21 protein-coding genes are annotated in these 16486 nt (G+C 33.3%); all 21 read left to right on the top strand.

Annotated elements, in window-relative coordinates; translation table 11 throughout:
- Nucleotides 1-5: 5 nt before the first annotated feature.
- A complete protein-coding gene (locus tag ASF10_RS00400) occupies nucleotides 6-1139 on the top strand; it encodes a beta-ketoacyl-ACP synthase III (RefSeq protein ID WP_056243836.1) in 1134 nt (377 codons plus the stop codon).
- Nucleotides 1139-1570, top strand: coding sequence for a hypothetical protein (locus ASF10_RS00395; RefSeq protein WP_056243833.1), 432 nt, complete (start codon nucleotides 1139-1141; stop codon nucleotides 1568-1570). Before ASF10_RS00400 ends, ASF10_RS00395 begins: the two co-directional genes overlap by 1 nt.
- A gap of 8 nt (nucleotides 1571-1578) precedes the next feature.
- On the top strand, nucleotides 1579-2043 hold the full coding sequence (locus tag ASF10_RS00390) for a hypothetical protein (RefSeq protein ID WP_056245505.1): 465 nt from the start codon (nucleotides 1579-1581) through the stop codon (nucleotides 2041-2043).
- A gap of 24 nt (nucleotides 2044-2067) precedes the next feature.
- Complete coding sequence (locus tag ASF10_RS00385) at nucleotides 2068-2472, top strand: hypothetical protein (protein WP_056243830.1); 405 nt, start codon at nucleotides 2068-2070, stop codon at nucleotides 2470-2472.
- Entirely contained in the window at nucleotides 2472-3470 is a 999-nt protein-coding gene (locus ASF10_RS00380; RefSeq protein WP_056243828.1) for a BtrH N-terminal domain-containing protein, read from the top strand. The genes ASF10_RS00385 and ASF10_RS00380 overlap by 1 nt, the downstream gene beginning before the upstream one ends.
- Before the next feature lie 6 nt (nucleotides 3471-3476).
- Entirely contained in the window at nucleotides 3477-4229 is a 753-nt protein-coding gene (locus ASF10_RS00375; protein WP_056243825.1) for an ABC transporter ATP-binding protein, read from the top strand.
- Nucleotides 4219-5508 carry an ABC transporter permease gene (locus tag ASF10_RS00370; protein WP_056243822.1) on the top strand — a complete coding sequence of 430 codons (1290 nt, stop codon included), beginning with the start codon at nucleotides 4219-4221 and terminating at the stop codon, nucleotides 5506-5508. Before ASF10_RS00375 ends, ASF10_RS00370 begins: the two co-directional genes overlap by 11 nt.
- Complete coding sequence (locus tag ASF10_RS00365; protein ID WP_056243820.1) at nucleotides 5483-5932, top strand: acyl-CoA thioesterase; 450 nt, start codon at nucleotides 5483-5485, stop codon at nucleotides 5930-5932. Before ASF10_RS00370 ends, ASF10_RS00365 begins: the two co-directional genes overlap by 26 nt.
- Nucleotides 5933-6048: 116 nt before the next feature.
- Nucleotides 6049-7200, top strand: coding sequence for a beta-ketoacyl-[acyl-carrier-protein] synthase family protein (locus ASF10_RS00360; RefSeq protein WP_056243817.1), 1152 nt, complete (start codon nucleotides 6049-6051; stop codon nucleotides 7198-7200).
- Between the two features lie 106 nt (nucleotides 7201-7306).
- Entirely contained in the window at nucleotides 7307-7918 is a 612-nt protein-coding gene (locus ASF10_RS00355; RefSeq protein ID WP_056243813.1) for a hypothetical protein, read from the top strand.
- An 81-nt stretch (nucleotides 7919-7999) separates the two neighbouring features.
- The gene (locus ASF10_RS00350) at nucleotides 8000-8617 is read left to right on the top strand and encodes a hypothetical protein (protein ID WP_056243810.1); all 618 of its coding nucleotides are present in this window, start codon (nucleotides 8000-8002) and stop codon (nucleotides 8615-8617) included.
- 2 nt (nucleotides 8618-8619) lie between these two features.
- A complete protein-coding gene (locus tag ASF10_RS00345) occupies nucleotides 8620-8877 on the top strand; it encodes a phosphopantetheine-binding protein (protein ID WP_012023174.1) in 258 nt (85 codons plus the stop codon).
- A 165-nt stretch (nucleotides 8878-9042) separates the two neighbouring features.
- The gene (locus ASF10_RS00340; RefSeq protein WP_056243806.1) at nucleotides 9043-10242 is read left to right on the top strand and encodes a beta-ketoacyl-[acyl-carrier-protein] synthase family protein; all 1200 of its coding nucleotides are present in this window, start codon (nucleotides 9043-9045) and stop codon (nucleotides 10240-10242) included.
- Nucleotides 10239-11300, top strand: coding sequence for a beta-ketoacyl synthase N-terminal-like domain-containing protein (locus tag ASF10_RS00335; RefSeq protein WP_056243803.1), 1062 nt, complete (start codon nucleotides 10239-10241; stop codon nucleotides 11298-11300). Before ASF10_RS00340 ends, ASF10_RS00335 begins: the two co-directional genes overlap by 4 nt.
- On the top strand, nucleotides 11297-12079 hold the full coding sequence (locus ASF10_RS00330; RefSeq protein ID WP_056243800.1) for a polysaccharide deacetylase family protein: 783 nt from the start codon (nucleotides 11297-11299) through the stop codon (nucleotides 12077-12079). Before ASF10_RS00335 ends, ASF10_RS00330 begins: the two co-directional genes overlap by 4 nt.
- Nucleotides 12080-12367: 288 nt before the next feature.
- A complete protein-coding gene (locus ASF10_RS00325) occupies nucleotides 12368-12994 on the top strand; it encodes an outer membrane lipoprotein carrier protein LolA (protein ID WP_056243797.1) in 627 nt (208 codons plus the stop codon).
- Nucleotides 12960-13595 (top strand): hypothetical protein, encoded by a 636-nt coding sequence (locus tag ASF10_RS00320; protein ID WP_056243795.1) that lies wholly within the window; start codon nucleotides 12960-12962, stop codon nucleotides 13593-13595. The genes ASF10_RS00325 and ASF10_RS00320 overlap by 35 nt, the downstream gene beginning before the upstream one ends.
- 36 nt (nucleotides 13596-13631) lie before the next feature.
- Nucleotides 13632-14267 carry a porin family protein gene (locus ASF10_RS00315; RefSeq protein ID WP_056243791.1) on the top strand — a complete coding sequence of 212 codons (636 nt, stop codon included), beginning with the start codon at nucleotides 13632-13634 and terminating at the stop codon, nucleotides 14265-14267.
- 7 nt (nucleotides 14268-14274) lie between these two features.
- Complete coding sequence (locus ASF10_RS00310) at nucleotides 14275-14646, top strand: 3-hydroxyacyl-ACP dehydratase (protein WP_056243788.1); 372 nt, start codon at nucleotides 14275-14277, stop codon at nucleotides 14644-14646.
- Between the two features lie 2 nt (nucleotides 14647-14648).
- Nucleotides 14649-15134, top strand: coding sequence for a hypothetical protein (locus ASF10_RS00305; RefSeq protein ID WP_056243785.1), 486 nt, complete (start codon nucleotides 14649-14651; stop codon nucleotides 15132-15134).
- A gap of 19 nt (nucleotides 15135-15153) precedes the next feature.
- Nucleotides 15154-16341: a DUF2062 domain-containing protein gene (locus tag ASF10_RS00300; RefSeq protein ID WP_056243782.1), complete on the top strand. Its 1188-nt coding sequence runs from the start codon at nucleotides 15154-15156 to the stop codon at nucleotides 16339-16341.
- The last annotated feature ends 145 nt before the right edge of the window (nucleotides 16342-16486 follow it).

Below are 16486 nucleotides of genomic sequence, written 5' to 3'. Positions count from 1 at the left end.
AGATTATGTTTGAAGTATATATTACCAAGGCCGCAAAGTATTTGCCAAATGAAGCTGTCTCTAATGAAGAGATGGAAGACTATTTAGGACTCATTAATGATGCCGCTTCTAAAGCAAGACGCATTATTTTGCGCAATAATAAAATTACAAGTCGTTATTACGCCATAGATAAAACAGGAAAAAGCACGCATAATAATGCTGAGTTAACACGAAATGCTGTTGTGCAATTGTTCGATGAAAACTTTACGGCACAAGATCTTGAAGTACTTTCATGCGGAACCTCAACACCTGATGTTTTCTTGCCTTCGCATGCTGCGATGGTTCATGGATTATTAAAAAATAAATCGGTAGAATTAAATTCATCAACGGGAGTTTGCTGTGCCGGAATGAATTCATTAAAATTTGGTTTCCTGTCTGTAAGATCTGGAAACTCTCAAAATGCCATTTGTACAGGATCAGAAAAAGTTTCAAGCTGGCTGAATGCCCAAATGTACAACCACGAAGCAGCAAACCTAAAAAGTCTTGAAGAGCAGCCTATTATTGCTTTCAAAAAAGATTTTTTACGTTGGATGTTGTCTGACGGAGCCGGAGCTTTTTTATTAGAAAATAAACCAAGAGGCACAATTTCTCTTAAAATAGAATGGATGGAAGCTTTTTCGTATGCATACGAATTAGAAACTTGCATGTATGCTGGTGGAGATAAATTAGAAAGTGGCGAAATTAAATCCTGGAGCGATTATCCTCCGGAACAATGGTTAAACGAATCAGTTTTTGCCATTAAACAAGACGTAAAATTACTGGACGAATTTATACTTTCTAAAGGAGCTGAAAGTATGAGCGATGCCATGTCTAAAAACAATATTAGTTCAGATCAGGTCGATTATTTTATTCCTCACGTTTCTTCTAACTTTTTTGTCGAAGGTTTAAAGAAAGGATTAACAGAAAAAGGAATTGGAATGGCTGATGAAAAATGGTTCATGAACCTTTCAAGAGTAGGAAATGTAGGTTCAGCCTCTATTTACCTAGCGCTGGAAGAATTGATGAATTCAGGAAATTTAAAAAAAGGAGATCGTATTCTTTTATCAGTTCCTGAAAGTGGAAGATTCTCGTTTGCATATGCTTATTTAACCGTTTGCTAATGGAGACGACATTACTTTTAGAAAGAGAAGCTGTCGAAAATTTACTGCCGCAAAAGTTTCCTTTTGTGATGGTCGATAAAATGTATTCGTTTACAGAAACCTCCTTAATTGCCGGTTTAGAAATTAAAAACGATAACATATTTTTTAACAACGATACTTTTCTGGAAGCAGGTTTAATAGAACATATGGCACAATCTGTGGCTTTGCACACCGGTTATCAATTTTTTCTGAAAAACGAAATAGCTCCAACAGGATATATAGGTTCGATCAAAGAAATTGAGATTAAAAAGTTGCCAAAAATTAATGATACGATACAATCAACAATAACAATTTTGCAGGAATTTGCAGGAATTACATTGGTAGATATTGTAACATATTTAAATAATGAAGAAATTGCTAACGGACAAATGAAAACTGTTTTAGCGAAATGATAGCAGGAATGAAAAGTGGAGTCGATATACAAAATTACTTACCGCACCGGGCGCCAATGCTTATGGTGGATTTAATTCTGGATATAGATTCGAATTTTGTAGAGACCACTTTCCTGATAAAAGAAGATAATGTTTTTATCGATAATAACGTTTTTATCGAAGCGGGTTTAATAGAAAATACCGCCCAAACTTGCTCGTCTATTGTAGGCAAAAAGTATTTTTTTGACGAAGACGGAACAGAAAATGAAAACGTAAATGTACTTGGTTTTATCAGTGCAATAAAAAACCTGAAAATACATTTGCTTCCAAAAGTTGGGGATACAATTATTACCAAAGCAACTTTGGTTTCTAAATTCACCGGCGACGATTATACCTTATGTACAATGCAATGCGAAAGTATATGGGGACATAAATTACTTTTAGAATGCGAAATTAATTTGTTTATTCAAAAGACAATTTCGGTTCCACAATAATTCCAATCGAAAATAACAACTGTCATGGAAAAAGAAAAAGTACCACAAGACAAAAGCAACTTAACAAAAAACAACGTTAAGGAACTTTTGTATGCTACCGATGAAAATGGAGATTATACTACAACTTTAAGTACTGGTTGGGAACCTAAAACCATCGCATTATCTAATTCTATAGATGAAATAAACGAGCGAATTGCCGAAGCAAAATTACAAGTCGAAATTGGCGAAGTAAGTCCGATTTGTTATTATATGGAAGTCAATAAAATGGACCTTACAATTCTGGCAAGTTATGTTGGAATGTGGAAATGGCGCGTAAAAAGACATTTTAAACCTGCCATTTTTGCCAAACTAAGCGATTCGATCCTAAAAAAATATGCCGAAGCTTTTGAGATTTCGGTAGCTGAATTAAAAAATATTAAAACAGAGTAATGCAAATTAATTTTACACATCATCAATCTGCTCATTGCGAAAATGGAGTAGCTTCGAATTTGTTAAAAAACAACGGACTGAACATCAGCGAACCGATGGTTTTTGGTATTGGCTCTGGACTTTTTTTCGTGTATTTGCCTTTCATAAAAGTGAATCATGCACCAGCAATTAGCTATAGAACCTTGCCTGGACAAATTTTTAATAAACTGGCAAATCGTTTAAATCTAAAAATAAAAAGACAAAAGTTTTCTTCTCCGGCAAATGCAAACAAAGCCTTAGACGAAAATTTAAAAAACAATATTCCAACAGGTTTACAAGTTGGAGTTTATCATTTGAGTTATTTTCCGGATGAATATCGCTTTCATTTCAACGCACACAATTTAGTCGTTTACGGAAAAACCGAAACGGATTATTTAGTCAGTGATCCGGTTATGGAAACCGTTACGACTTTAACACACGACGAATTAGACAAAGTACGTTTTGCCAAAGGCGCTTTTGCTCCAAGAGGACAAATGTATTATCCCATTCAGATTCCGGCAGCCGTTGACTTGAAAAGTGCGATTATTAAAGGAATTAAAAATACATGTCGCGATATGTTGGCGCCAATGCCTATTATTGGCGTACGCGGAATTAAATTCGTATCGAAACAAATTAGAAAATGGCCTGTAAAACACGGAACTAAAAAAGCCAATCATTATCTGGCGCAAATGGTACGTATGCAGGAAGAAATAGGAACAGGTGGCGGAGGATTTCGATTTATATATGCTGCTTTTTTACAAGAAGCTTCGGTTATTTTAGGCAATGAAGAATTGAAAGTACTGTCTAAAGAAATGACTTTAATTGGAGATTCATGGCGAGATTTTGCCGTTGAAGCTTCAAGAATTTACAAAAACCGAAGTGCCAAAGAAGATGCTTACAATGCCATTGCCGATGAACTTTTGAGCATTGCCAATAGAGAAGAAATCTTTTTCAAAAAATTAAAAAAAGCCATTAGCTAAACTATATTGAAACCCATTATAAAAATAGAATCTCTTTCGAAAAAGTACAAAGATGCTGACCAGTATTCTTTGAACGATGTTTCGCTGGAAATAAATGAAGGTCAGATTTTTGGATTATTAGGACCAAATGGTGCCGGAAAAACCACTTTAATCTCTATGCTCTGCGGATTGATAAAACCAACTTCAGGACATTTTACGATTGATGATTTAAACTATACGCATAATTCATCTAAAATTAAAAAAATCATAGGCGTTGTTCCTCAGGAATATGCTTTATATCCAACTCTTACGGCTAGAGAAAATCTGCATTATTTCGGGAGTATGTACGGTTTAAAAGGTTCTTACTTAAAAGATAAAGTAATCGAAACTTTAGATCTTTTGGGATTATTGAAATTTGCAGACAAACGTATCGAAACTTTTTCGGGCGGAATGAAACGAAGAGTCAATTTGATTGCCGGAATTTTACACAATCCTAAAGTGTTGTTTTTAGACGAACCAACTGTTGGAGTCGATGTACAATCTAAAAATGCGATTATCGATTATTTAAAAGTTTTAAATCAAAACGGAACTACAATTATATATACTTCCCATCATTTGGCTGAAGCCGAAGATTTTTGTACCAATATCGCCATTCTCGATCGAGGCAGAATTTTTGTGCAAGGAACACCATCAAATTTAATTGCTTCTACAGAAAAAGCACAAAATCTTGAAGAAGTTTTTATTTCATTAACCGGTAAAGATTTTAGAGATGGTCAATAAAATTTGGATGTCGGTTGTAAAAGAATTCCTCCTGCTCAAACGAGATTTAGGCGGATTAATTATTTTATTTATCATGCCGCTGGTTTTGGTAATCACAGTAACTTTAATACAAGACAGTACTTTTAAAACGATTAGCGATAATAAAATTCCTATTTTATTAGTCGATAATGATAATGGTTCTGTTTCTAAAACTGTTTATGATAATCTCGAAAAAAGTAATTTGTTTGGTGTTGTAACTCAAATCGACAATAAACCTATTACCGAAGAAGTGGCGAAAGAATCTGTTTACAAAGGAAAATTTCAGTTGGCGATTATAATTCCGAAAAACCTAAGCGTTGATTTGCAAACCAAAATCGATCAGAATGTTGAGAACATAATCAGCAAAATGGGCTTAGTAGAAACGGATAGTACAGCACAAACCGAAAAACCTAAAGTAATCAAGGAAAAAGAAGTGAAATTGTATTTTGATCCTGCGGTTCAAATGAGTTTTAAAAATGCAGTGATGAGTTCGATTGATAAAATGATTGCTCAAATCGAAACCAAATCAATTTACACAACTTTTCAAAATCAATTAGGAGAAGGAAATATAGAATTCGAACAAAAGAGTTTTATTACTTTCAAAGAAATAATCCCTAAAATAAACAACAAAGAAGTTCGACCAAACTCCGTACAACACAACGTTCCGGCATGGACACTTTTCGCGATATTTTTTATCGTGATTCCGTTGTCTATTAATATTGTAAAAGAAAAATCGCAAGGAACATTCGTTCGATTATTGACCAATCCGGTTTCTAATCTGGTGGTGATAATTGGTAAAACCATTACCTATTCTGTCATTTGTATGATTCAGTTTTATATGATGGTTGCCGTTGCAGTGTTTTTATTTCCGCATATTGGTTTACCTTCTTTAAATATCGAAGGTCATTTGTTTTTAATGAGCGTCGTTGCTTTATTCTCTGGTTTTGCTGCGATTGGTTTCGGGATATTATTAGGAACCGTAGCAAGCACACAAGAACAATCAGCACCTTTTGGCGCAACAAGTGTACTTATTCTGGCCGCCGTTGGTGGTGTTTGGGTTCCTGTTTTTGCAATGCCAACCATAATGCAATATATCGCAAAATCGTCACCAATGAATTGGGGATTAGAAGCTTTCTATGATGTATTATTACGCAACGTATCTTTCCTCGAAATCATCCCAAAAATAAGTTTGTTATTTTTGTTCTTTATTATCACAACATCCATTGCCTTATTTTATGACAAAAAGAAAAGAACAGTATAACGAAGCCACTGCCCTAACCGTCTCTCACGAAATCAGAATTCGTTTTAACGAAACTGATCCGCTTGGAATTGTTTGGCACGGCAATTATATTACCTATTTTGAAGATGGACGTGAAGCGTTTGGACGCCAACACGGACTTACATACCTGGATATTGGAAATACAGGTTATACAACACCAATCGTAAAATCGAAATGCGAACACAAATTGTCTTTGCGTTACGGCGATGTGGTAACTATAGAAACAACGGTTGTCGATACTCCAGCAGCGAAAATGATTTACCGTTTTAGAATTATAGATGCAAAAGGCGAAGTTGCCTGCACTGGCGAAACTGTTCAGGTTTTTTTAGACGGCGACGGAAATCTAATGCTTACAAATCCTCCTTTCTATGAAGAATGGAAACGAAAAGTGGGATTGTTAAAGTAAAAATTCAAACACGAATTAAACCAATTTTCACGAATTAAAAATTAATAAAAATCCGTGCAAATCTGTTTAATCCGTGAAATCTGTGGGCTATTTAGAAGCCCAGAAATAAAGATAAAATGTTAAGAGAAGTATATATCACCGAAACCAATTGTATCACACCTTTAGGATTTGATGTTCAATCAAATATCGAAGCAATTCTTCGTGGCGATTCTGGAATTCAATTGCATGAAGATGCTTCTTTAATGCCAATACCATTTTATGCTTCTATTATTAATGATGAAAAAATAAACAGTGCTTTTGCAAAAATAAGCACTGAAACAAAATATACTCGTTTAGAAAAAATGATGATTTTGGCTTTAGAACCAATTATCAAAAATTCAGGAGTTGAATTAAACTCAAAAACTGCTTTTATACTTTCGACCACAAAAGGAAATGTTACGGCATTAAAAGAAGATTCAGAAGAGAGTTTCAGTAGCGCTCATTTAGATGTTTTAGCTCAAAATGTTGCTGATTTCTTTCAATTCAAAACACAACCTATCGTAGTTTCGAATGCTTGTGTTTCTGGAATTTTAGCTGTTTCGGTGGCGAAGAGAATGATTCAGTCTGAATTGTATGATAATGTTTTTGTTATTGCCGGCGATGAAGTTTCAGAATTTGTTTTGTCTGGATTTAATTCTTTTCAGGCAATGAGCGATTCCCCTTGTAAACCGTATTCTAAAAACAGAACTGGTGTAAGTTTAGGCGAAGCAACGGCTGCTGTTTTAATTTCGGCGGAAGCCAAAAACGCCAAAATTAAAGTTATTGGAGACAGTTCTATAAACGATGCCAATCATATTTCTGGTCCGTCAAGAACGGGCGAAGGTTTGTTTAGAAGTATTCAAAATGCTTTGAAAGAAGCCCAAATAGAAGTTGGCAAAATCGATTATATTTCAGCACACGGAACCGCAACTCCGTTCAACGACGAAATGGAAGCCATTGCATTAAATCGTTTAGGTTTACAAAACGTTCCCATCAATAGTTTAAAAGGATTTTACGGACATACATTAGGCGCTTCGGGATTGTTGGAAACGGTAATTGGGATTGAATCCGTAAATCAAAATATACTTTTTGAATCGAAAGGTTTTGATGAAATTGGTGTAAGTGAAGCTATTAATATTATTGAGAAAAATGAAGAGGCAAATATTACGTATTTTTTAAAGACAGCTTCTGGATTTGGAGGTTGTAATACGGCTGTGGTTTTCGAAAAGATTAAACACGAATTGCACTAATTTTCACGAATTAAAATTTGAACTGTTCGGAATTTCCGAACAGTTCAAATGAAAAAATCCAACTTTCAAGGAAATCTTGCAAGTTCAATGTAATTGTAAGTAATAAATGAAATTATCAAAATTCATATTTATAACACTAATTCTTCTTTCCTCTTTTGGATGTAAAAAGAAAGAAGTGTCTGAATCTGATTTTGAAAAAGAGGTGATAAATAGTGTCTTTCTGGAAATTGTAGATTCAATATATATGGATCGAAGAACTATGTATCCGCCTCCAATGCCAAGATTAGATTTTAAAACAAACAAAGAAGATACAATTGGTTATCATGATAAATTAAAAAGATATCAAGTTGAACAAGACAGTATTAAAAATGATAAAAACAGAATTTTAATTGGTGTTTATGATTATGTAATAAACAATAAAATTAGAAATGAAAAATTTGATTTGACTCCTTTTAAAAATAATAAAAAGTTTGAGTTTCAATATGCTTCTAAATTTCCCGAAGAACGATTTTGGGATATAAATGATAAAAAGAGCAAAATGCCGGTAGGCACTATTAAAGTTTATAAAATTGATTTCAATGAAACGAGGACATATGGAGTTTTATCTGCCAGAGCTTCATGCGGCGGAGGAAAATGCGGAAGAGGATTTGAAATTACAATTGAAAACAAATCTGGAAAATGGCATATTACAAATATTGTTGAAACTTGGGTTTCTTAAAAAAGACACAGATTAATTAGTGAAATTTAAACCCAAAAAACAATTCGTGCTAATTTGTGGAATTAGTGTTAAACAAAAACAATGACTCAACACAAAACCTACATACAATCCTACATCACTATCCAAAACAACGAAATTGTTTTGAACGGAACTTCTATATTCAAAATTGAACCAACGGATTTTGGGGATTTCTCGAAACAAGCGTATCGTAATTTTGACATTCAATACCCGAAGTTTTTCAAAATGGATGCTTTGAGCAAACTAGCTTTTTTAGGATCTGAATTGCTTTTGAGTCCAATAACTTCGGCTGAAAAAGAAAATAATATCGCTTTGGTTTTAGCCAATAAATCGTCGAGTTTAGATACTGATGTAAAATATCAGGAATCAATTTCAGACAAAGAAAACTACTTTCCGAGTCCGGCGGTTTTTGTTTACACGCTGCCAAATATTTGTTTGGGAGAAATAAGTATTCGCCATCAATTGAAAAGTGAAAATTCTTTCTTTATATTTGATGCTTTCAATACTGAATTTCTGTCTAACTATTCAGATATTCTGTTAAACACAAATAAAGCTGACACAGTTCTTTGTGGTTGGGTAGAATTTTTTAATGACAGTTATAAAGCTTTTCTTTGCACTATTAGCAAAGACGAAAACGCAACATATAAAAACGAAAATATCAATACATTATACAATAAATAATCATGGAAGCATTAAAAGAAGAATTAAAAAATAAAATCATTACAACTCTTAATCTTGAAGATATCACAATCGAAGATATTGCTGATAACGATCCTTTGTTTGGAGATGGTTTAGGTTTAGACTCAATTGATGCACTTGAATTAATTGTGATTTTAGATAAAGATTACGGGATTAAATTAGTGGATCCGAAAGAAGGAAAAACAATTTTCCAATCAATCGAAACTATGGCAGCTTATATTAGCGCTAATAGAACTAAATAGATTTTTAGATCGTTAGACTTCTTAGATTTTTAGATTTCTTAAATAAGAATATTCAAAAATCAATTTCAAAATAGTTTTTTTTAAACTATTTTGAACTAAAAAGAATAGTCTAAAAATCCAACAATCTAAAAATCTAAGAAGTCTAATAATCTAAGCAAGTCTAAAATGAAAGGTGTTGCAATAACCGGAATGGGAATTATCTCTTCGATTGGAAATTCAGTCGAGGAAAATTATATTTCGCTGATCGAAAATAAAATTGGCATTTCTCGTATTACAAATATTTCGACAGTTCATGCGGATGTTATTAAAGTAGGGGAAATCAAAAAAACCAACGAAGATTTGATTTCTGAATTGGGATTAGACAGCGATAATAACTTTTCGAGAACGGCAATGATCGCAACTTTGGCAGCAAAACAAGCTGTTGAAAATGCCGGAATTACATCGATAAACGAATTTAGAACCGGACTTATTTCGGCTACAAGTGTAGGCGGAATGGACATGACTGAAAGACATTATTACGATTATTTCAAACATCCTGAACTGGTAAAATATATTGCCTGTCACGATGGTGGCGATGTTGCAGAAAAAATTGCCGAAGAATTAGGTTTAAAAGGAATGGTTACCACAATTAGTACGGCTTGTTCATCTGCAGCAAACTCGATTATGTTGGGCGCCAGATTAATTAAAACCGGAAAATTAGATCGTGTTATTGTTGGCGGTGCCGATGGTTTGGCAAAATTCACGATTAATGGTTTTAAGACTTTGATGATTTTATCAGACGATTTCAACAAACCTTTTGACAATGAACGCAAAGGATTAAACCTGGGCGAAGCAGCGGCATATTTGGTTTTAGAATCGGATGAAATTGTCGAGAAACAAAATAAAAAAGTGCTGGCAAGAGTTTCCGGTTATGGCAATGCAAACGACGCTTTTCATCAAACTGCTTCTTCAGAAAATGGAGATGGCGCTTATTTGGCGATGAAAAAAGCCTTTGAAGTTTCAGGTTTAAAGCCTTCTGAAATTGATTATATCAACGTACACGGAACGGCAACTCCAAACAACGATTTATCTGAAGGAAGAGCTTTATTGAGAATTTATCAGGATGAAAAAGTGCCAGATTTTAGTTCGACAAAACCTTTTACCGGACATACTTTGGCAGCAGCTGCAGCAATCGAAGCGGTTTATAGTGTTTTGGCGATTCAGAATAATGTGGTTTATCCCAATTTGAATTTCGAAAATCCAATGGAAGAATTTGATTTGCAACCTCAAACTGCTATAAAGAATAAAAATATCGAACACGTTTTATCCAATTCTTTTGGTTTTGGAGGAAATTGTTCCACTCTTATATTTTCAAAAAACGCATGAAAAAAACATATATAAATGGAGTAGGTTGTATTTCGACTCAAAAAACATTTGATACTGTTTTTTTAGAAGAAGCCGTTGTCAATCATGATCAAAATGTATTGGCGATTGTTCCTCCAGTTTACAAAGACTATATTTCTCCAGCCGCAAGCCGAAGAATGGCAAAAGGCGTAAAAAACGGAATCGTAGCTTCGGCTCTGGCAATGAAAGATGCCAATGTCGAAAAAGTAGATGCCATCATTACCGGAACGGGTTTAGGATGTATCGAAGATTCTGAAAAATTCCTGAAAAGTATTCTCGATAATAACGAAGAATTTCTAACGCCAACATCTTTTATTCAATCCACACACAATACCGTTGGTGCGCAAATCGCTTTGCTGCAGCAATGTAAAGGGTATAATTTTACGTATGTAAATGGTGCTGTTTCTTTTGAGTCGGCTTTGTTAGATGCTAAAATGCAAATCGAAGAAGACGAAGCGCAATCGGTTTTAATAGGCGGAGTTGATGAAAATGGAGATTATACTACTGCCCTTTTTAAACTTTCCGGTCGTATAAAAGAAGACAATAAAGCACCTTATGATGTTTTGACTTCTACTACAAGCGGTGCGGTTTATGGTGAAGGTGCCAGTTTTTTTGTTTTAGAAAATGAACGTAAAGATCATACTTATGCAGAAGTTCTGGATATCGCAATTGTAAATACATTTGCAGAAAACGAAATTGAAGCTGAAATTAAATCTTTCTTGAAGTCTAATAATTTAGAAATTTCAGACATTGATGCTTTGGTTTTAGGATTTGACGGAAATGCAGCTTTCGAAAATTATTATCGAAATCTGGCTGAAAAAGCTTTCGCACAAACTCCTGTTTTATATTACAAACATCTAAGCGGAGAATACGATACAGCTTCGGCTTTTGCTTTATGGATGGCGGCTAAAATTTTAAAAACACAGGGAATTCCGGAAATCATAAAAGTAAATTCGGTTGAAAAACTAGTTTACAAAACCATTTTATTGTACAATCAATTAAACGGGAAAAATCATAGTTTTACGTTAATCACAAAATGATAACGCACAAAAACATATCACTATTTTTTGTTTTTTTATTGCTCTTATTATTTCTTCTGAATTTTTATGTAGCAATAAACATATGGTGGTTTGTTGTTGTAATTTTAATTTGGTTAGGAATTAACGCTTTTGGTTCTTCCCGAATTTCTTCGAATTATCATGTAAAAGCTTTCTGCAATAATCCGTTAGAAACAGAAAAAAAAATTGCACTTACGTTTGATGACGGCCCAAGCATTTTTACTTTAGAAGTTTTAGAACTACTAAAAAAATACAATGTAAAAGCCACTTTCTTTTGCATCGGAAAAAACATCGAAGCGCATCCTGAAATCTTAAAACAAATCATTGCCGACGGTCATTTGGTTGGGAATCATTCGTATAATCATTCTAAATTTTTTGATTTTTATAATGCTGAAAAGATTCAGCAGGAAATTCAGAAGACCGATGAACTTCTGGAAAAATATACTTCAAAAAAAATAAACTTCTTTCGTCCGCCTTACGGAGTTACAACGCCTTCGATCAGAAGAGCTTTAGAAAAAACCAAACATACAGTAATTGGCTGGAATATTCGTTCGCTTGACGGCGGAACAAAAAATCAGGAATTAATTTTCAACCGAATTATAAAACGCGTTTCTCCCGGCGGAATCGTACTTTTGCACGACACAGCATCACACTCTGTTTTGGTATTGGAACAGTTTTTGCAATTTTTACAGCAAAACAATTATAAAGTGGTTTCGATAGAGGAACTTTTGAATCTTAAAGCTTATGGAATGGAACGCTGATTAAACGGATTCGTTTACGCGAAGACGCAGATAAAAACGGATTTTTAACCAATAATTTAATGCTGAAAATTTAATTAAACACATAGAAACATAGATTGTATGTGTTTAAAAAGTAAATAAAAAGAAACTGGTTTCTAAAACATAGCTATGTTTGTTAATGCAAGTGAAACGCCTTTTTTGAGTTCAATAATTCTATGTTTCTATGTGTTAAAATAATAATCTGTGTAAATCATTTATCCCGATAGCTATCGGGAGTGGCAAAAAATTTAAAGCACAATTCTAAAAAATATGAAAACTAAAATAGCTCTACTAATTCTATTTATATCAGGCAGTTTGTTTGCTCAGGAACAAAAAATGACAGATGCTGAAGTTGCTGCTTTCAAGCAAGATGTAAATGTAGTATCGAAAAAAATTAAAACTTTAAGTACTGATTTTGTTCAATATAAACATTTGGATTTTTTATCGAAAGACATTGAAACTTCGGGGAAAATGATTTTTAAAGAACCCAGTCTTTTGCAATGGCAATATAAAAAACCATACAATTACAGCATTGTTTTCAAAAACGGAAAAATCCTGATTAATGACGAAGGCAAAAAAAGTGCGGTTGATATTGGGAACAGCAAAATCTTTGGGCGAATTAATAAATTAATCGTTGGCAGCGTAAGCGGAAATATGTTTGATGATAAAGAATTTACGATTTCGTATTTTAAAGTGAAAGGTCAAAATCTGGCGAAATTTATTCCGAAAGATGCGACGTTGAAAAAATACATCAAACAAATCGAATTGACTTTCGATAAAGAAGAAGCAACTGTGGTTCAGGTAAAACTATTAGAATCATCTGAAGATTATACTAGAATTGTACTTAAAAATAAAGTGATCAATGCAAAAATCGACGATTCAGTTTTTAATAATTAATTGCTTTCTGGCGCTAGTTTTAGTTTCTTGTGGCTCGGTCACAAAAAATTATACTCCAAAAAAATTAGATAAAACATCTTATCAGGTTCCCTATTTTTCAGATTCAAAAACAGATTATGTTTATAAAACGAATATTACGGTTTACGGAAATGAAATCAGCGGAATTTTCATTGCCAAGAAAATAAACGATACGACACACCGAATTGTTTTTACAACTGAATTTGGGAATAAATTAATGGATTTTGAGATTTCGGATACCGATTTCAAAGTCAATTCGATTGTATCAGAATTAGATCGCAAAATACTGATTAATACTTTGAAAGAAGATTTTCGTTTATTGCTAAAAAAAGAATACCTGATTCAGGAACAATTTGAAAATGATTCGGATAACATTTATAAATCGAATGACGGAAAACGAGACAATTATTTGTTTATATCCAAAAAAGATCAAAAATTAGAGAAAGTCGTTCATTCGTCTCAAACAAAAGAAAAATTTACGCTGACATTTAGTTCAGAAAACAATATTTTTGCCGAAAAGATTGAGATTGTCCATCAGAATATTAAGCTAAAAATTGAGTTGAATTATTTTAAATCGGAATAAAACAGAAACGAATCATAAACTTTAAATCAAACCAAAATGAAAAAATTAACTGTATTTGCTTTTGTTTTATTTATTGGTCTTATAACATCAAATGCACAGGTAACTGTTAGTCCGGGACTTCGTGGAGGTTTAAACATATCTGATTTAAGCAATATGCCAGGAAATACTAGTTCGAAATCTGATTTCTATATTGGTGGATTAGTGGCTATTAAGTTCAATAAATATTTCACGCTTCAACCTGAATTAAATTATTCCAGACAAGGTACTGATTTTCGTTTGTCTTCTTTGGCTTTTGAAAATCCGGGAGATCCAAATTTTTACTCCAGAAATACTAAGGCTGAAATAAATTATCTGACACTTGGAGCTGTGGGTAAATTTCATTTTAAAGGAAAAGGTTTTCATCTATTAGCAGGACCATCTATCGATTTTAAAACAGATGATAATTTTGACAAATTTGGAACTGATCCTGTTGGAATTGACTTGTCTATTATTGCCGGTTTAGGTTATACTTTACCAAACGGATTGACTTTTGAAGCAAGATTTAAACAAGGATTAATTGATATTTATGGCTATGACGGAATCGAGTATGATGACGAGGGTTATTATTATAATGATCTTATTTTAAATCAGGTTTTCCAGATTGGTATTAGTTACACTTTTAAAGTAAAATAAAAAAAATATGGTTTTAAAAGACTTTTATAAAGTTCTTTCAGAAGAAAAAACAGGAGATGCTAAATATAATATTCGTATATTAGTTAATGCCAATCATGAGGTTTTTAAAGGTCATTTTCCCGGAAACCCAATTATGCCGGGCGTTTGCATGATTCAGATTATTAAGGAACTTACAGAATCAATCACAAAAAGTTCGTTGATGATACAAACACTGACCAATGTAAAATTCATGGCATTAATCAATCCGGAAACAAATCCGGAATTGCGTTTAGAACTTGACATAACAACCACAGATGATGATTTGGTAAAGGTGAAAAACACCACATATTTTAACGATACCGTTGCTTTAAAATTAAGCAATACGTATAAAAAATTATAACTATGAAATTACTATTGTCATTACTTCTATGGATAAATTTTGCCGGAAACCCAGACTTGGCATCTATCCGAAAAATCTATCCTGATGTTGCAAAATCAGAAGCAAACGCTAAAGAATTTACAGAAAAACTTTCTGTGATTTCAAACAGCGATGAAAAAATTTTAGTGGCTTACAAAGCGGCTTCAATTTTGGTCGATTCTAAATTTCAAAATATTGTAGGAAGCAAAATTTCCCGTTTTAAAGAAGGTGCAAAACTTCTTGAAGCAACTTTAAAAAGCGACCCAAACAATATCGAAATCAGAATGATTCGATTGAGTATTCAGGAAGATGTTCCCGGAATTACAGGCTACAAAAAAAATATTAAAGAAGATAAAAAATTCATCACCACACATTATGCAGAGCAAAGTGGTGTGTTGAAAGATTATCTGAAAGAATTTGTTTTGCAATCGAAAAGTTTTTCTGATAAGGAGAAACAATTTGTGAAGTAGGTAAAGAAAAAAATCCCAAATGCAACCAACTTTATCTCAGCAGGAATTACTTAATTCAACCAATTTTTGTGTTATTGTACCAACGTATAATAATCACAAGACATTGAAAAAAGTGCTGGATTCTATTTTAGATTTTACTTCAAATATTATCATCGTCAATGATGGTTCAACAGATACAACAAACAAAATTTTAAAACAATATTCGGAGCTTACTCAAATTCATCATCCTCGAAATATAGGAAAAGGAAGAGCGCTCCGAAATGGTTTTAGAAAAGCAATCGAAATGCATTTCGAATACGCCATCACAATCGATTCTGATGGTCAACATTTTGCTTCTGATATTCCTAATTTTATTGAAGAAATTCAAAAACAACCGAATTCTCTTTTGATTGGAAGCAGGAATATGACGCAGGAAAACGTGCCGAAGAAAAGTAGTTTTGGTAATAAATTTTCAAATTTCTGGTTTAAATTCGAAACCGGAATTGTACTCGAAGACACACAATCCGGATTTAGATTATATCCTTTAAACCTGATTCCGAAACAATTTTACACCAATAAATTTGAGTTCGAAATTGAAGTAATTGTTCGATCTGCCTGGAAAGGAATTGTAGTTAAAAACATTCCGATTCAGATTTTATACGATCCTGCAGAACGTGTTTCTCACTTTCGTCCTTTTAAAGATTTCACCCGAATCAGCATTCTAAATACGGTTTTGGTTCTCAACGCATTGTTGTACATCAAACCGAGAGATTTTTTTAGACGAGCAAAAAAAAAAGGTTTTAAAAAATTCTTTCTTGAAGATATTTTAGAAAGTTCAGACTCTAATTTCAAAAAATCTGCCGCAATTGCTTTGGGTATTTTTATCGGGATTTCTCCGTTTTGGGGATTTCAAACCGTTTTACTTTTTACTTTTGCTGCTTTATTCAGGCTCAATAAAGTCATTGCTTATCTGGCTTCAAATGTGAGTTTTCCGCCTTTTATCCCTTTAGTTATATACGGTTCTCTAAAAATGGGAAGTTACTTTGTATCGAATGATGTGCCGTTAATTTTAGATAGTTCGGTTACACTCGATGATATTCAAAAAAATGCTACGCAATATATCGTGGGAAGTCTTATTTTAGCATCCATTTTGGCGCTATCAGTTGGTTCGGTAAGTTATTTGCTTTTAACGGCTTTTAGCTCTAAGAACAAAACAAATATTACGTAAAAGTTTGCCACAGATTAAAAGGTTTTCTTTTGCCACGAATTTCACGAATTAGCACGAATTAATTTTTAATAAATTGCAGAAACGCAACGAAAAATGCCACAGATTAAAGGATTAAAATGATTTAGACATCCAGTTTGTCAGGCTG

The sequence above is a fragment of the Flavobacterium sp. Leaf82 genome (assembly GCF_001422725.1).
In the GTDB taxonomy this organism is placed as follows: domain Bacteria; phylum Bacteroidota; class Bacteroidia; order Flavobacteriales; family Flavobacteriaceae; genus Flavobacterium.
Note: the sequence above shows the minus strand (reverse complement) of the source record. Positions and strands in the feature narration are given on the sequence as shown.

Excerpts from the sequence above, each read along its gene's own strand:
- ASF10_RS00400 (WP_056243836.1), top strand. The coding sequence starts at position 6 with ATGTTTGAAGTATATATTACCAAGGCCGCAAAGTATTTGCCAAATGAA.
- ASF10_RS00395 (WP_056243833.1), top strand. The coding sequence starts at position 1,139 with ATGGAGACGACATTACTTTTAGAAAGAGAAGCTGTCGAAAATTTACTG.
- ASF10_RS00390 (WP_056245505.1), top strand. The coding sequence starts at position 1,579 with ATGAAAAGTGGAGTCGATATACAAAATTACTTACCGCACCGGGCGCCA.
- ASF10_RS00385 (WP_056243830.1), top strand. The coding sequence starts at position 2,068 with ATGGAAAAAGAAAAAGTACCACAAGACAAAAGCAACTTAACAAAAAAC.
- ASF10_RS00380 (WP_056243828.1), top strand. The coding sequence starts at position 2,472 with ATGCAAATTAATTTTACACATCATCAATCTGCTCATTGCGAAAATGGA.
- ASF10_RS00370 (WP_056243822.1), top strand. The coding sequence starts at position 4,219 with ATGGTCAATAAAATTTGGATGTCGGTTGTAAAAGAATTCCTCCTGCTC.
- ASF10_RS00365 (WP_056243820.1), top strand. The coding sequence starts at position 5,483 with ATGACAAAAAGAAAAGAACAGTATAACGAAGCCACTGCCCTAACCGTC.
- ASF10_RS00360 (WP_056243817.1), top strand. The coding sequence starts at position 6,049 with ATGTTAAGAGAAGTATATATCACCGAAACCAATTGTATCACACCTTTA.
- ASF10_RS00355 (WP_056243813.1), top strand. The coding sequence starts at position 7,307 with ATGAAATTATCAAAATTCATATTTATAACACTAATTCTTCTTTCCTCT.
- ASF10_RS00350 (WP_056243810.1), top strand. The coding sequence starts at position 8,000 with ATGACTCAACACAAAACCTACATACAATCCTACATCACTATCCAAAAC.
- ASF10_RS00345 (WP_012023174.1), top strand. The coding sequence starts at position 8,620 with ATGGAAGCATTAAAAGAAGAATTAAAAAATAAAATCATTACAACTCTT.
- ASF10_RS00340 (WP_056243806.1), top strand. The coding sequence starts at position 9,043 with ATGAAAGGTGTTGCAATAACCGGAATGGGAATTATCTCTTCGATTGGA.
- ASF10_RS00335 (WP_056243803.1), top strand. The coding sequence starts at position 10,239 with ATGAAAAAAACATATATAAATGGAGTAGGTTGTATTTCGACTCAAAAA.
- ASF10_RS00330 (WP_056243800.1), top strand. The coding sequence starts at position 11,297 with ATGATAACGCACAAAAACATATCACTATTTTTTGTTTTTTTATTGCTC.
- ASF10_RS00325 (WP_056243797.1), top strand. The coding sequence starts at position 12,368 with ATGAAAACTAAAATAGCTCTACTAATTCTATTTATATCAGGCAGTTTG.
- ASF10_RS00320 (WP_056243795.1), top strand. The coding sequence starts at position 12,960 with ATGCAAAAATCGACGATTCAGTTTTTAATAATTAATTGCTTTCTGGCG.
- ASF10_RS00315 (WP_056243791.1), top strand. The coding sequence starts at position 13,632 with ATGAAAAAATTAACTGTATTTGCTTTTGTTTTATTTATTGGTCTTATA.
- ASF10_RS00310 (WP_056243788.1), top strand. The coding sequence starts at position 14,275 with ATGGTTTTAAAAGACTTTTATAAAGTTCTTTCAGAAGAAAAAACAGGA.
- ASF10_RS00305 (WP_056243785.1), top strand. The coding sequence starts at position 14,649 with ATGAAATTACTATTGTCATTACTTCTATGGATAAATTTTGCCGGAAAC.
- ASF10_RS00300 (WP_056243782.1), top strand. The coding sequence starts at position 15,154 with ATGCAACCAACTTTATCTCAGCAGGAATTACTTAATTCAACCAATTTT.